Raw genomic sequence first — 13940 nt, forward strand, 5'->3', positions numbered from 1 at the left:
GGTTTCCGGGTGACACTAGAGGACGCTCAATGCTGTCGTGGCGATAGCATCCAAGGTGTCCTTATCGGCTCCGCCGCGCGCTGCGACGCGCATGCCGCCGATTGTGGTGATCACGAAATGGGCCAGCGTGCGGGCATCTTTGCTCGCATCGATCTCACCGGACCGCTGGCCGGCGCGGATGACGGTGGTCAGTGCGTCGAGTCGCCGCTCCAGGTCGGCGCGCAATGTCGCCGCCACGGCCGGATCGCGCGGCGCCAATTCGATCGTCGAGTTGACCACGAGGCAGCCGATGGGGTCGTCGGCCGGTGCGTCGATGGTTTGGCGCAGCAGTGTGCGGACCTTCGCCCGAGCGGGCAGGTCGCCGTCGAGCACTTCGAAAATCGAGGCGTTCTTGGTGGTGATATACCGCCGCAGTGCCCGGTCGAAGAGTTCGCGCTTGCTGGTGAAGGTGTTGTAGATGCTGCTGCGGCCCAGACCTGTTGCATCGCAGAGGTCTTGGGTCGAGGTGCCCTCGTAGCCTGCGGACCAGAACGCCCGCATGGCCGCGTCCACCGCCCGGTCCTCGTCGAATGCCTTCGGTCGTGCCATGGGTTCAAGCTAGCATGTTTTGAACTAATCGGTCCAATACCGGCGGTGCTACGGCGAGACCGCGACGCCTAGCGAGAGTGCGGCGAGGAACTTGGGTCCGTCCGCGTAGAACTCGTCGAGCTCGTGGATCTCGAATCCGGCGCTCTCGACGGCTCCGCGAATATCGCGATCGAGGTTGCAGCCGCCCGCGATCGCCTTCTCGATCGGATTCAAACGGTGCTGCCATGCCTGGACGCCCGGATCCGGCGCGAGCCCGTGTTCGACGAAATGCAGGGTCCCGCCGGGGACGAGCACCCTGCGCACCTCGGCCAGCGCGGCCGCGATATCCGGAATGGTGCACATCGTCCACGTCGAGAGTGCGGAGTCGAAGCTGTCATCGGCGAACGGCAGCGACTGGCCGTCGAGTCCGGCCCGTTCGATCGGCACGGTGGCCGCGGCGAGCCGCTTATCCGCCAGCCGCCAGCCGAGGTCGGCGGGTTCCACGGCGCTGACCGACTCGACGGTGGCCGGATAGAAGGGGATATTGAGTCCCGATCCGAAGCCGATCTCCACCACCCGTCCGTGTAGCCCGGCACAGGCGCGCTCGCGCTGCGAATTGTTGATCTCGGCCCCGCAGACCAGATTCACTAGCCGAGGCACGATCTGAGCGTTGTAGATACCCACGTACTCACTCTGTCAGGGGCCGTGCACCGCGGGCAATGGTCAGCCGGTCGAACGAACGCGTCTGCTCTCGGCGGGCCGCACTATCGGTGACGTGCGATGCTGGCTCGGTGACCTTGTTCGAGGTGTGGGCCCCGCGACCGGAACGGGTACGTATCGAGGTCGATGGCGCCGTGCATCCGATGACGAGATCCGGCGATGGTTGGTGGCGGGCCGAGGTGTTCGCCGCACCGGGTACGCGCTACGGCTATCTGCTCGACGACGATCCGACCGTCCTGCCCGACCCGCGCTCGGCTCGGCAGCCCGACGGGGTGCACGGCCGCTCGGCGCTGCACGCGCTCGATCCGGCCAGGTGGACCGATGCGGGCTGGACCGGTCGCCCGCTGGCGGGGGCGATCATCTACGAACTGCATCTGGGCACCTTCACCCCCGAGGGCACCTTCGACGCCGCCGTCGAGCGTCTCGACCACCTCGTCGAACTCGGCGTCACCATGGTCGAATTGATGCCGGTCAACGCCTTCGACGGCATCCACAACTGGGGCTACGACGGTGTGCTCTGGTATGCCGTCCACGAGCCCTACGGCGGACCCGATGGTTTGCAACGCTTCGTGAATGCCTGCCACACAAAGGGTTTGGCCGTCGCCCTGGATGTCGTCTACAACCATCTCGGCCCCTCCGGCAATTATCTGCCCCGCTTCGCGCCGTATCTCACCGAGGGCCGCAATACCTGGGGACAGAGTCTCAATCTCGACGGTCCCGCCTCGGATCCGGTGCGCCGCTTCATAATCGACAATGCCCTGCGCTGGCTGCGCGATTTCCACATCGACGCACTGCGACTCGATGCCGTACACGCACTCGTCGACCGCACCGCCACCCACCTGCTCGCCGAATTGGCCGCCGATACCGAATCCCTTGCCGCACATGTGCGTAGGCCGCTGTCGTTGATCGCGGAGAGCGACCTCAACGATCCGCGGCTCATCACCCCGCGCGCGGCCGGCGGCTATGGCCTGACCGGACAGTGGAACGACGATCTGCACCATGCGGTGCACACCGCGGTCTCCGGTGAACGTCAGGGCTACTATGCCGATTTCGGTTCGCTGCGCTGTCTGGCCCAGACACTGACACACGGATTCTTCCACGCCGGAACGTATTCCAGCTTCCGCGGCCGCATCCATGGTCGTCCGATCGATACCCGACTCATTCCGGCGAGTGCGTTGCTCGCCTACACCTGCACCCATGATCAGATCGGCAATCGGGCGATCGGGGACCGGCCCAGTGCCTACTTGACCGACGGACAACTGGCGATCAAGGCCGCGCTGGTGCTGTTCTCGGCGTACACGCCCATGCTGTTCATGGGGGAGGAGTGGGGCGCACGCACCCCGTTCCAGTTCTTCACCTCGCATACCGATCCGGTGATCGCGGCCGCCACCGCCACCGGACGCAAGGACGAATTCGCCGAACACGGCTGGGACAGCGACGACGTCCCGGACCCGCAAGACCCGGAAACCTTCCTGCGGTCGAAGCTCGACTGGTCCGAATGCGAGCAGCATCCGCACGCTCGGTTACTTTCCTGCTATCGCAGACTGATCGGTTTGCGTCGCGATCGGATCGAAGTCGCGAACCCGTGGCTCACGCGTGCGTCAGTCGACTACGACGAGAACGCCCGCTGGATCGCGGTGCATCGCGGCTCGCTGACATTGGTGTGCAACCTCTCTGAAGAGCTGGTCAATGTACCTATTGCCGGTGTTTCGGTGCTGTCGTGGGAACGTGCCACCGAAGGTGTCTCCGCGACGGAGATACCGGGCCGCTCGTTCGTGATACTCGAGAGTTCGTAGTGGAGTCTCGGCTCGAATATCGATTGCTGGAAACTCACTGGATGCAACTGTCCGAGACACAATTATTGCCGAGTGTGACCTGCGCCATTAACGTTGAAGTATGAGCAACGTGGCTTCACCCGGGGACCTGGCGAATCTCCCCGATGGGGTGGGTGGCAGCGCAGCCACCGAATTCGCACCATTGGTACGCGCATTCGCGAAGGTTTTCGGCCGCCGTAGAGGGGCGGGCGGCGCGTTGGCCGTACATCGGCACGGTGAGCCACTGGTCGATATCTGGACCGGGAGCGCGGGCAATAAGCCTTGGACCCGGCACACCGGCGCGATCATCTTCTCCGCCACCAAGGGCATCACCGCGACCGTCATCCACCGGCTGGCCGATCGCGGTCTGCTCGACTACGAAGCGCCGATGGCGGAGTACTGGCCGGAGTTCGGCCAGAACGGCAAGGGCAATATCACCATTCGTCAGGTGATGACGCACAGCGCGGGACTCGGTGGCCTCAACCCGATCGCGGCCGGACTCGAGGATGTGCTCGACCACCAGCTGATGGAGAAGCGCCTCGCCGCCGCGAAACCCGATCGGTTGCTCGGCACTCCGGCCTATCACGCGCTCACCTTCGGCTGGCTGCTCGCCGGACTGGCCCGCGCCATTACCGGCCAGGGGATGGCGGACCTGTTCCGTACCGAGGTCGCCGAACCGCTCGGCATCGACGGCCTGTACCTGGGCCGGCCGTCCGCGCACTCGTCGACCGTCTACGCGCCGTTGGCGGGCTCCCAGCTCAGCATGATCGGAAACCCGTTCAGCGCACGGGTTTTGGGTCGGAGCTATGGTCTGCCCGGTGTGTTCGGCGCCGCAGCCCGATGCCTGTTCCTGCCCGGGCTGGAGACCATCCTGGAGGGCGAAATCCCACCGATCCTCGATACCGAACTCGGTGCGGGCAACGGCGTCTGCACCGCCTCCGCCCTGGCCACCATGTACGGCGCGCTGGCCAATGGCGGCATGGCGGGCGGCGTGCAATATCTGACACCGCACACCATCAAGGCGCTCAGTCGAATTCGGACCTACCGGCTCGACCGCACCTTGTTCTACGCCCCGATGCTCTGGCGTCTCGGCTATCACTCGGTGCCGATGCCGGGTGCGCACGGCGGCTTCGGCCACATCGGTCTCGGCGGCTCCTTCGGCTGGGCCGAACCCCGCCTCGGCCTCTCCGTTGGATTCGTGCACAATCACCTCTCGGCCGCGCAGCTGAGTCTCGACCAGGCCACGGCCGGTTGGCTGTTGCCGATGGTCATGTCGGGGGTGCGCACGACCCGCCGGTCTGCAACGCCGGTGCGGACGCCCGAGGCCGCGTAATCGGCCAGTCGGATAGGACGCGTACAGACCGGCCGCGCGGACAATGTCTGCGCGGCCGGTTCTGGTCGAGTGGATTGGTCAGGTGAGGTAGCGGTAGGCGGGGGAGTCCGGTTCCAAGCGCTCGCACTGGATCGGCGACTCTTCCATCCGCTTCAGCAGCGGGCCGAGCCCCTCCGGCGCCCCGAGTTCGATACCGACCAGCGCGGCACCGGTTTCCCGGTTATTGCGCTTGACATATTCGAACAGGGTTATGTCGTCGTCGGGGCCGAGCACCTCGTTGAGGAACCGCCGTAGTGCGCCCGGCTCCTGCGGGAAGTCGACCAGGAAATAGTGTTTCAAGCCGCGGTGCACCAGTGAGCGCTCGATGATCTCGCCATAACGGGACACATCGTTATTGCCACCGGAGACCAGGCACACCACCGTCGAACCCGGTTCAATGGCGATATCCGCCAGCGCCGTCACCGACAGCGCGCCCGCGGGTTCGGCGATGATGCCCTCGTTCTGGTACAGCTCGAGCATGGTGGTGCAGATCGCGCCCTCGTCGACCTGCATCATGCGGAAAGCGCCCGCACCCGTTGGTGATTCGGTCGCGGTCAGCAGCGGCAACGAGCCGTGCGAGATGGCCCGGCCGCCGAATGCGGCGATCGCGGTGTAGGGCACCTGGCCGATCCGGCGCACCGCAGCGCCGTCGACGAACGGATCGATCTCGGGCAGCGTCACCGGGCCGCCCGCGACCAGCGCGGCGGTCATCGAAGCCGCGCCCGCCGGTTCCACACCGAGGATTCCGGTGCTCGGCGAGCGTTCCCGCAGGTAGGTGCCGATGCCCGCCAGGCAGCCACCGCCACCGACCGGGATCACCACCAGGTCGGGGGTCCGACCGCCGAGCTGTTCCAGGAATTCGGGCGCGATGGTGCCCTGTCCCGCCGCGGTGCGCGGATCGTCGAACGGCGCCACCATGGTCGCGCCGGTGCGCTCGACATCCTCGGCCGCGGCCGTGGCGGCGGCGTCATAGGTTTCCCCGACGGCTATCAGTTCGACGAACTCGCCGCCGTGTACCCGGATACGGTCGCGCTTCTGCTTCGGCGTGGTGGTCGGCACGTAGATGCGGCCCTTGATACCCATCGCATTGCAGGCGAAGGCCACGCCCTGGGCGTGATTGCCAGCGCTGGCCGCGACCACGCCCGCGGCTCGCTCGGAGTCGGTGAGCTGCACGATCAGGTTGTAGGCGCCGCGCAGCTTGTAGGAACGGACGGCGGTGAGGTCCTCGCGCTTGAGATAGACCTGCGCCCCGGTCAGCGCGGAAAGCCGGGGACTGTGCTGGAGCGGGGTGGGCTCGATAATGTCGGAAATTCGCTTGGCGGCGGCGTCGATCTCGTCCGCGGTCAGCGCGGGCCGAGATGTGGACTGGTCGTCGAGGAGTTCAAGCGGATTGGACACCCGAAATATGCTGCCACCCGCCGCATCGGCCGGACGCGGCGGGTGCGCGTGAGAGGTGGGCAAACGATCGGTCTACCGGTCGGAGCTATCGAGGCGTAAGGACGAAAACCGGGATCTGACGGGGCGTCTTGGTCTGGTAGTTCGCATAGTCGGGCCAGACCTCGACCGCCCGCTCCCACCACAGCGCCTTCTCCTCGCCGAAGACCTCGCGCGCGGTGTAGTCCTTGTTCGCGGTGCCGTCGCGCAGCTCGACATGCGGCTCGGCCTTGATATTCCAGTACCAGACGGGGTGCTTCGGCGACCCGCCCAGCGAGGCGACGATCGCGTATTCGCCGTCGTGCTCGACCCGCATCAGCGCGGTCTTGCGCAGCAGGCCGGTCTTCGCGCCCTTACTGGTCAGGACGATCACGGGTTTGCCCTCCAGTGTCAGCCCGTCGGTCCCGCCGGAATTCTCGATCTGCTCAGCCTGCTCGCGAGCCCAATCGGATGTGCTCGGTCCGTACTCACCTGTCAATGGCATGACACCAGCAACGCCGCAGCATCCGCCGCTGTTCCCGCTACAAATGTTAGGTAGCCCGAACTTCATGATCCGTGTACCCTGACTACATGGCAGTGGTCCCCCTTCCGACCCGTCCCGCGACGGTAGATATCGCCGGGAGCGCGTGGCCGATGTACAAACTCGAGGCGATCGCCCTAGGGCTGGTCATGTGCGTTGTCCTCGCGCTGATCACCGGGTCGCTGCAGGTGGCGGTGCTGGTCGCCGCCGGGGTCGGGGCAGGCCGTTGGGTCGTCGGCCAGGTTGGCGCGAGCCACCGAACGTAGTCGGATGGCACCAGAGCTAGGCGACGTCGAGGATGAGGTCGGGGCGGGTGCGTTCGGCTCGCGGTGCGGCATCGAGATGGTCGAAGGTTTCCAGGGCGGGCTGAAGTTGGTTGCGCGCCTCGGACTTTCGACGGTTGCGCCCTAACCGTTCACCGAAAGCAGTGGGGTTCCGACCTGTTCGAAGGGATACCCGCCGCGTTCCAGCGCGACGTGAAAGTGGCTCTCCGCCTCGGCTTCCGGTCTGGTCGGAGCCGGGCAGCGCTCGACGAGTGCGGTGACTCATCCGATCCGCCGGATCATGCTGCGCCTGGCCGGACGCACCGCATAGCGCATCACGTTGCAGGCACCACGATCGCCCACCGCGGCCCGCCCGCGCCTGCTCGAGAAGTCGATCGATCTGTGCTTGTTCGGCTTCTCTTTCATCGAGCGTCTGCCTACCGTAACCCGTTGCCGACGACGCTGCTCGATCGGACAGGAGGCCGTGTCACACCCCATTTTCATAGCCACGTGCTACTACAGTGCGGATATGCCCTCGAAGCTGACGAAGGTTGCGCTTGTAGTCGGCAGTGTCCTGGGCGTCGCAATGTCATCGATGGCGTCCGCGCAGGCCGAAGTCATCTCGATGCCGTCGCATGAGAAGAGCTTCGCATCGCCGATCGGTGGCGACATCATGGTGGGCAGCAGGGACGAGACCATCAACCGGATCGCGCCGCTGAACATGGTGGGCACTACCCGCGAGGCTTTCGTCACCACTACCGCCTACGGTCAGATCAATGCGGCGGCCACAGGCAAGCTGAAGGTCGGCTACCACGTCGGCTGTGCCGTGACGATCGGTACGGGCACCCTCGGCGCGACTCCCGACTTGATCATCCCTATACCCCTCAATGGACCCAATGGACCCAATGGGCCTGTTGGACCCAATGGCCCCAACGGGAACAATTACCCCAATCAGCCTAATTTTCCCAATTTCCCCAATTACCCTAACCGCCCCAACTGGCCCAACTGGCCCAATGCGAACTGGAACAACGGGAACGGGGGCAACGGGAACGGGAACAATGGGAATGGAAATAACGGGAACGGGAACAACGTGAACAACGTCCCCATCTTGGTCAATCCCAACCCGGTGGTCACGCTGAACCTCCAGGCGGGTGAGGTCGCGGAGGTTGAGCTGGCGGAGAAGGAGATGATCCCCGGCAAGCTCATCCAGATCGTCGTCCGGGACTTCCACATCAAGGTCGATACCTGCACCGGCCCGGTTACCCTGCGGCAATTCGCCTATGTCTATGCCACCTCGCCCGAGGTCGACGATTCGGGTGCGGTCTTCGGTGACCCCACCTGGTTGTAGCCGCGCCAGGATACTCGCGAAAATCGCGTCCAGCGCCCGTCTTTCCATTAACGTCCCCGATTGGACGGTCGATGATCCGGGTAGTCGAGTATGCGGGTTTCGACGGTAATCGGGGCGGAGGCTTTACCCATGAAACGACTGGTGGTCTGCTGCGACGGCACCTGGAAGGCCGAATCGAGCAACACGGTGTCGAATATCATCAAGATCGCGCAGACGATCCGGTACCAGGCGCCGGGACCGTCGGGGGAGCCGATCCAACAGTGGGTCAGCTACGTTTCCGGGCCCGGCGCCCGCGGTTTCCTGGCCGACCGCTTGATGGGTGGTGCGTTCGGACTCGGACTCGAGGCGAATCTGTCCTCGGCGTACTGGCATCTGGCACTGAACTGGCAACCGGGGGATGAGATCTACATCTTCGGCTTCAGCCGTGGTGCGTTCACCGCGCGTAGCCTGGCCGGCCTGATCGGCCGCATTGGGATCATGACCCCCGATGCGATGATCGAGGGAAAGTACCCGCAGGCATTGCGGATTCACCATCAGCGCGCGCCGCGGCGGACCCCGGAGAATCCGGATCCGAAGGAGCCGCGGGAGTGGATCGAGTTCCGCAAGCAGTACTGCTGGGACGTTCCGGCCAAGATCGACTTCATCGGAGTCTTCGATACCGTCGGCGCCCTCGGCGTACCCGGGCTGACCTCGCTGCGGCACCGGTTCCACGATGTGAAGCTCGGGCGCAATGTCTACTGCGCGCGGCACGCGCTCGCACTCGATGAGCGGCGGCGCAACTTCGAACCGTGCCTCTGGGAAGTGCCGAACGAGCCGGATGTGCAGTACTCCCGGGACTACGACCGGGTGAAGCAGGTCTGGTTCGAGGGCGTGCACAGCGATATCGGCGGCGGCTACCAGGAATGCGGACTCTCCGACATCACGCTGCGCTGGATGATCGACCAGGCCGAGGCGGTCGGGCTCGTCTTCGACGACGACCGGCTGGAGGGGCTGTCCCAGCGGTGCGCGGCCGCGGGCGTGAAGCATATGGAATTGCACCGCTCGCTCGGCATCGCATACCGAATCCTCAACGTGCTGCGCACCATTCGCCGGCCGCGCAACCCGCGGTTCTACTGGGACTCCTGGCGGCGGCTGTACACCGACGGGGACCGCGGCGTCCGCCTGGCCTCCACCGTGCACGACGCCGCGGACTACCGGCCGACGAATCTGCGTCGCTGGCTGAAGGATAACGACGGGGTGGTGCCCGAGACGTTGATCGAGAAGACCGGCACGGTAACGGCGATGACGCCCGAGGAGCCCTCAGCGCACCAGTAGCGCCACCGGCAGCCGGGCGAAGAGCTTTTCCAATCGGGCCCGGCCCTGGAAGGTGTGGCCGGTCAGCCGATCGGTCCAATTGCCCTGCGGCAGCTCCAAAGTGGTATCGCCCCATCCGGTTTCGGTCAGGGCGAGGCTGTGTCGGGTGGCGGCCACGATCACCTCGGGTGTCTCGGCGGCCCGGCCGCGCGCATAGGCGACCAGCCTGCTCTCCTGCTCGCCGGTGGCGAACAGCGGCAGATAGGCGCCGCCGACGAAACAGTCCGGGCGTTCGCGGCGCAACCACAGCGCATAGGCGACAATCCACATCTTCGCCGCGCCGGTGGTATCCAGAGCCGGTGTGCCGGTGAGTGATTGCAGTAGTCCGGCACGGGCCGCGAAGTCCACCGGGCGTCGGTTGTCCGGATCGACGAGCGTGTCCTCCCACAGCTCGCAGCCCTGATAGATGTCGGGAATTCCGGGCCCGCACAGCTGCAGCAGTTTCTGCGACAGCGAATCCGACCAGGCGTGCGGGGCGAGTTCGTGTACTAGATCACCGATTTCGGAGCCGACCGGTCCGTCGATCACCGCATCCAGCCAACCGTGCACCTTCGCCTCGAATTCGGCATCCGGTTCCTCCCAGGAGGTGTGGACACCGGCCTCGCGAATCGCCTTCTCCGCGAAGACATGCAGTCGCTCGCGCAGTCCGGCCACCGAGGAGGCTGGACGGCCGTCGGCGGGCCAGACGCCGAACATGTTCTGCAACAGGAACAATGCCGTCGCACCGTCGGGACCGGGCGTGATTTCCTGCCAGGATTCGACAGCACGCGCCCAGGTATCCGCGGCCTGGGACAGCACTCCGATCCGGGCCCGCACATCCTCACCGCGCTTGGTGTCGTGCGTCGACAGCGTGGTCATGGTGGCGGGCCAGCGTTGTGCGCGCTCGCTATTGGACAAGTGGAATTCGTTGAGCGAGTGGCCGAATCGGGCCGGATTGCCGCCCACCTCCTGCAGCGATACCAGCCGCGCCGCCTGATAGAACATGGTGTCCTCGACGGCTTTGGCGGTGATCGCACCACAGACCTGACTGAATCGAACGCCCGCCTCGCCATCGGTCGCCAACGCCCTTACCAGCACACTCAGTGGCACCGTCAGTTCGCTGTTGCGCTTCTCCACCTCGGCGACCACCGCACCGGTCATACCCGCCAGCGGTGCGTAATCGACCCGATATACCGGCATGAAGGCCAGCACCTCGATGGTGGCATTGGTCAATGCCATGGTGTCGAAGCTTTCGGCGTGCGCATCGCGCTTGATCGCGACGACCAAGCGCCGGATCTCCGGGGCCAGAATGTTCTCCGCCACCGCGCGTTTGATCCGGTGTTCGGTTTCGCCGATCCAGGCGCGGTCGCTGCCATGCCCGGCGATTTTGCGCGACAGTTCGGTCAGCGTCTGTTCGCCGTCGGGGTCGATCAGTACGCCGCCGTAGTCGGACAGGGCGTCGTAGCCTGTGGTGCCGTCGACCGGCAGCGTCGCGTCCAGCGGTTCGCGATTGGCGAGGATCTTTTCCACAAGTAGTAGCCGGCGCGGGCCGATGAGCCGGCGCAACTTCGTCAAATATGCTGTGGGATAAGACAATCCGTCCGGATGGTCGACCCGGACACCGTCGATCAGGTCGTGTTCGCACCACGCGGCCAGTTCGCGGTGCGTCATCTCGAAGACCTCGGGATCCTCCTGGCGCACCGCGGCCAGGCTGCTGACCGCGAAGAACCGCCGGTAGGTGCACAGCCCCGCCTTCCAGCTGACCAGCCGGTAGTGCTGCTTATCGTGGATGCGCAACGCGTTGTCGCCGTCGGTGCCCGCCGCGATCGGGAAGCGCAGATCGTGCAGTGCCAGCATCGGTTCCGAACCGGATCGGTCCACCGTCAGTGCGGCCGGATCGTTTTCGCTCTGCAGCACCGGCAGCGCCAACCGACCGCCCGCGCCATTGCCCGCACTCCAGTCGATATCGAAGAAATGCGCGAACTGCGAACCGCGGCCGTTGCGCAGCACATCCCACCACCACGGGTTCTGCCGGGGATCGGCCACGCCGACGTGGTTGGGCACCAGATCGATGATCAAACCCATACCGCGGCTGCGCACTTCGTCCGCGAGCGCCTTGAGTCCGGCCGGGCCACCGAGAGCCGCCGACACCGTGGTGGGATCGGTGACGTCGTAACCGTGCGTCGAACCGACCGCCGCGGTCAGGATCGGCGACAGGTACAGATGCGAAATGCCCAGCTGCTGTAAGTATTCCGCGATTACGCGGGCATCGGTGAAGGTCAACGCGTCGGGGCGCAGCTGGAGTCGGTAGGTGCTGCGGACCGCTGTCGGCCGGGCCGGCTTGCGGCCACGGGCGATGGGGTCGGTGTGGTGGGTCTGCATATCGGACTTGCGCGTCTCGATCTTCGGCGTCTCGGTCATCGGCGTTTCGGTTATGCGGGGCAGTGGAGGACGAGCAGACATCGGGCGGGAACGGCGATGATGCTCGCCGCAGGATAGGTGACGTCGGCGCGGCCGTCGGGTACCGAACAATCCAGCGCGACAGCCCATTCGGCACCGTAAACCGGATCGGGCAGTGCGAAGTCGAGGCCGCTGTCGTGGGCGTTGAAGCACAGCAGGAACGAATCGTCGGTAATGTGCTCGCCGCGCGGGCCGGGTTCGTTGATGCCGAGGCCGTTGAGATATACCGTCAGCGACTTGCCGAAACCGCTGTCCCAGTCGGCTGGGGTCATCTCCTCACCCGCTGGGGTGAACCAGGCGATATCGTGGGCATGATCTTTCGAACGGATCGGCCGGCCCGCCAGGAAGCGGCGGCGGCGGAATATCGGGTGCGCGGTGCGCAATGCGATCACTCGCTTGGTGAATTCGAACAGGTCCGAATTCGTGTGCCTCAGCGACCAATCCATCCAGGCCAGCGGTGAATCCTGGCAGTAGACATTGTTATTGCCCTGCTGGGTGCGGCCCATCTCGTCGCCGTGCGCGAGCATCGGGGTGCCCTGACTGAGCACCAGCGTGGCCAGCAGATTGCGACTCTGCTTGGCGCGCAGCGCGAGTATGTCTGGATCGTCGGTGGGGCCCTCCACCCCGCAGTTCCATGACCGGTTGTAGCTCTCGCCGTCGCGATTGCCCTCGCCATTGGCCGCGTTGTGCTTCTCGTTGTAGGACACCAGATCCCGCAGGGTGAAGCCGTCGTGTGCGGTGATGAAGTTGATGCTCGCGCTCGGCCTGCGCCCGGTGGCCTCGTACAGATCCGAGGAGCCGGTGAGCCGGGAGGCGAATTCGCCGAGAGTGGCGGGTTCACCGCGCCAGTAGTCGCGAACGGTGTCGCGGTACTTGCCATTCCATTCGGTCCACAGGCCGGGGAAGTTGCCGACCTGGTAGCCGCCCTCGCCGACATCCCATGGCTCCGCGATGAGCTTCACTTGACTGACTACCGGATCCTGTTGCACCAGATCGAAGAAGGTCGAGAGCCGGTCCACATCGTGCAGTTCCCGGGCCAGGGTGGCGGCGAGGTCGAAGCGGAAGCCGTCGACGTGCATATCCAGGATCCAGTAGCGCAGCGAGTCCATGATCAGCTGCAGCGTATGCGGATGGCGCACGTTCAGGCTGTTACCGGTGCCGGTGTAGTCCATATAGTGCGACGGGTCCTCGTCGGCCAGGCGGTAGTAGGCGGCATTGTCGATACCACGGAAGGCCAGGGTCGGCCCGTAATGATTGCCCTCGCCGGTATGGTTGTAGACCACATCGAGGATGACCTCGATGCCCTCGGCATGCAGTGCGCGCACCATCGCCTTGAATTCTGTCACCGCCGCGCCGCCGCGCGGGCTGGCCGCGTATTCGTTGTGCGGCGCCAAGTAGCCGAAGCTGTTGTAGCCCCAATAGTTTCGCAGGCCCTGATCCAAGAGGACACGGTCGTGCAGGAATTGGTGCACCGGCATCAGCTCGATCGCGGTAATGCCGAGTCCCTTCAGATGTTCCACGATCGCCGGATGCGCGATGCCGGCGTAGGTGCCCCGCAATTCCTCCGGAATATCCGGATGCGTCATCGTCATGCCCTTGACGTGCGCCTCGTAGATGACCGTCTCGTGGTAAGGCCGATTCGGTGGACGGTCGGCGCCCCAGTCGAAGAACGGGTTGATCACCACGCCGGTCATGGTGTGCCCCAGCGAATCCTGGCCATAGGTGTAGAGCGAGGAGTCGTTGTCGAATTCGCCGTCGAACGCCTTGCCATAGGGATCGAGCAGCAATTTACTTGGATCGCAGCGCAATCCGTGCTCGGGATCGTAGGGTCCGTGCACCCGGAAACCGTAGCGCTGGCCAGGTCCGATGGTCGGGAGATAGGCGTGCCAGACGTAGGTGTCGACCTCTTCCAGCGGCACTCTGGTTTCGGTGCCGTCCCTGGCGATAAGGCAGAGTTCGACCGTGTCGGCAACCTCGGAGAACACCGAGAAATTGGTGCCTGCGCCGTCGTAGGTCGCGCCCAGTGGGTAGGCGGTGCCCGGCCAGACACCGAGGGGTGTCACCTCACCGGTCGCTGCGTCGGGCTGAGCCATGTCAAAAACACTAGCGC

Annotated in this window: 12 protein-coding genes; 6 read left to right on the forward strand and 6 right to left on the reverse strand. The window is 65.2% G+C overall.

Annotated features, from left to right (window positions below):
• Positions 1-15: 15 nt before the first annotated feature.
• Both AB0J29_RS26915 and AB0J29_RS26920 read right to left on the reverse strand, forming a co-directional pair.
• Positions 16-588, reverse strand: coding sequence for a TetR/AcrR family transcriptional regulator (locus AB0J29_RS26915; protein WP_364791948.1), 573 nt, complete (start codon positions 586-588; stop codon positions 16-18).
• A 48-nt stretch (positions 589-636) separates the two neighbouring features.
• Positions 637-1251: a methyltransferase domain-containing protein gene (locus AB0J29_RS26920; protein WP_364791951.1), complete on the reverse strand. Its 615-nt coding sequence runs from the start codon at positions 1249-1251 to the stop codon at positions 637-639.
• A gap of 107 nt (positions 1252-1358) precedes the next feature.
• Between AB0J29_RS26920 and treZ the strand changes: the two genes are divergently transcribed.
• A complete protein-coding gene (gene treZ, locus AB0J29_RS26925; protein WP_364791954.1) occupies positions 1359-3083 on the forward strand; it encodes a malto-oligosyltrehalose trehalohydrolase in 1725 nt (574 codons plus the stop codon).
• Positions 3084-3183: 100 nt separating this feature from the next.
• Positions 3184-4434 carry a serine hydrolase gene (locus AB0J29_RS26930; protein ID WP_364791958.1) on the forward strand — a complete coding sequence of 417 codons (1251 nt, stop codon included), beginning with the start codon at positions 3184-3186 and terminating at the stop codon, positions 4432-4434.
• A gap of 78 nt (positions 4435-4512) precedes the next feature.
• Here the strand turns inward: AB0J29_RS26930 and ilvA are convergent, their stop codons facing one another.
• Entirely contained in the window at positions 4513-5871 is a 1359-nt protein-coding gene (ilvA, locus tag AB0J29_RS26935; protein ID WP_364791961.1) for a threonine ammonia-lyase IlvA, read from the reverse strand.
• A gap of 85 nt (positions 5872-5956) precedes the next feature.
• On the reverse strand, positions 5957-6391 hold the full coding sequence (locus AB0J29_RS26940) for a nitroreductase family deazaflavin-dependent oxidoreductase (RefSeq protein WP_364791964.1): 435 nt from the start codon (positions 6389-6391) through the stop codon (positions 5957-5959).
• 86 nt (positions 6392-6477) lie between these two features.
• On the opposite strand from AB0J29_RS26940, the gene AB0J29_RS26945 reads away from it, so the two are divergent.
• The 4 genes from AB0J29_RS26945 (at position 6478) to AB0J29_RS26960 (ending at position 9352) form a co-directional block, all read left to right on the forward strand.
• Positions 6478-6693, forward strand: coding sequence for a hypothetical protein (locus tag AB0J29_RS26945; RefSeq protein WP_364791967.1), 216 nt, complete (start codon positions 6478-6480; stop codon positions 6691-6693).
• 4 nt (positions 6694-6697) lie between these two features.
• A complete protein-coding gene (locus tag AB0J29_RS26950; protein ID WP_364791970.1) occupies positions 6698-6838 on the forward strand; it encodes a hypothetical protein in 141 nt (46 codons plus the stop codon).
• A gap of 381 nt (positions 6839-7219) precedes the next feature.
• Complete coding sequence (locus AB0J29_RS26955; RefSeq protein ID WP_364791974.1) at positions 7220-8038, forward strand: MspA family porin; 819 nt, start codon at positions 7220-7222, stop codon at positions 8036-8038.
• Positions 8039-8167: 129 nt separating this feature from the next.
• Complete coding sequence (locus tag AB0J29_RS26960) at positions 8168-9352, forward strand: DUF2235 domain-containing protein (protein WP_364791977.1); 1185 nt, start codon at positions 8168-8170, stop codon at positions 9350-9352.
• On the opposite strand, the gene treY is transcribed toward AB0J29_RS26960, so the two are convergent.
• Both treY and glgX read right to left on the reverse strand, forming a co-directional pair.
• Positions 9338-11752 carry a malto-oligosyltrehalose synthase gene (gene treY, locus AB0J29_RS26965; protein ID WP_364792089.1) on the reverse strand — a complete coding sequence of 805 codons (2415 nt, stop codon included), beginning with the start codon at positions 11750-11752 and terminating at the stop codon, positions 9338-9340. The two genes, AB0J29_RS26960 and treY, sit on opposite strands and share 15 nt — an antisense overlap.
• A gap of 50 nt (positions 11753-11802) precedes the next feature.
• Complete coding sequence (gene glgX / locus AB0J29_RS26970; protein ID WP_364791980.1) at positions 11803-13923, reverse strand: glycogen debranching protein GlgX; 2121 nt, start codon at positions 13921-13923, stop codon at positions 11803-11805.
• Positions 13924-13940: the final 17 nt, after the last annotated feature.

It is taken from the genome of Nocardia sp. NPDC049707 (assembly GCF_040674855.1).
Classification (GTDB): Bacteria; Actinomycetota; Actinomycetes; order Mycobacteriales; family Mycobacteriaceae; genus Nocardia.

Coding starts and splice junctions, on each gene's coding strand:
- AB0J29_RS26915 (WP_364791948.1), bottom strand. CDS start 588: ATGGCACGACCGAAGGCATTCGACGAGGACCGGGCGGTGGACGCGGCC.
- AB0J29_RS26930 (WP_364791958.1), top strand. CDS start 3,184: ATGAGCAACGTGGCTTCACCCGGGGACCTGGCGAATCTCCCCGATGGG.
- AB0J29_RS26940 (WP_364791964.1), bottom strand. CDS start 6,391: ATGCCATTGACAGGTGAGTACGGACCGAGCACATCCGATTGGGCTCGC.
- AB0J29_RS26945 (WP_364791967.1), top strand. CDS start 6,478: ATGGCAGTGGTCCCCCTTCCGACCCGTCCCGCGACGGTAGATATCGCC.
- AB0J29_RS26950 (WP_364791970.1), top strand. CDS start 6,698: ATGGCACCAGAGCTAGGCGACGTCGAGGATGAGGTCGGGGCGGGTGCG.
- AB0J29_RS26955 (WP_364791974.1), top strand. CDS start 7,220: ATGCCCTCGAAGCTGACGAAGGTTGCGCTTGTAGTCGGCAGTGTCCTG.
- AB0J29_RS26960 (WP_364791977.1), top strand. CDS start 8,168: ATGAAACGACTGGTGGTCTGCTGCGACGGCACCTGGAAGGCCGAATCG.
- treY (WP_364792089.1), bottom strand. CDS start 11,752: ATGCAGACCCACCACACCGACCCCATCGCCCGTGGCCGCAAGCCGGCC.
- glgX (WP_364791980.1), bottom strand. CDS start 13,923: ATGGCTCAGCCCGACGCAGCGACCGGTGAGGTGACACCCCTCGGTGTC.